Source organism: Bradyrhizobium sp. Kon56, from assembly GCF_055807635.1.
On the sequence record NZ_JBVVOU010000221.1, the window covers coordinates 1 to 353 of the forward strand.

General features: G+C 43.3%; 1 protein-coding gene. It reads right to left on the minus strand.

The window, feature by feature from the left end:
- Positions 1 to 295, minus strand: a 295-nt coding sequence (locus AC0L3B_RS38720) for an N-6 DNA methylase (protein WP_473382944.1), incomplete at its 3' end; no start/stop codon positions are given.
- Positions 296 to 353: the final 58 nt, after the last annotated feature.

Here is a 353-nt window from a genome sequence, read left to right on the forward strand (position 1 = left end):
TAATGGTTTTTTCCAGGGTTGCTAGTTCACGATTTACGGTCTGTAAGTCAACCTCAGCTTCGATGCTGGACGTGCTTATATAGCGAGAAATATTAAGGTTATAGCCATTCTCCTTGATTTCCTCCATCGTAACCCTGCGGGCGTAGCGGGATTCTTCCCTACGGAACCGATAAGTGTCAATGATCTTGGTTATTTGCTCGTGGGATAAATGGTTCTGTCGCTTGCCTTTAACGAAGCTCTCTGTTGCATCGATAATAAGTACATCTTCCGGTCGAGTACATTTCTTAAGGACCAAAATTCAAATCCCACTCTCAGTTTTTTAATGGGCTTGATGGCATTGGCATTGAAAGTCG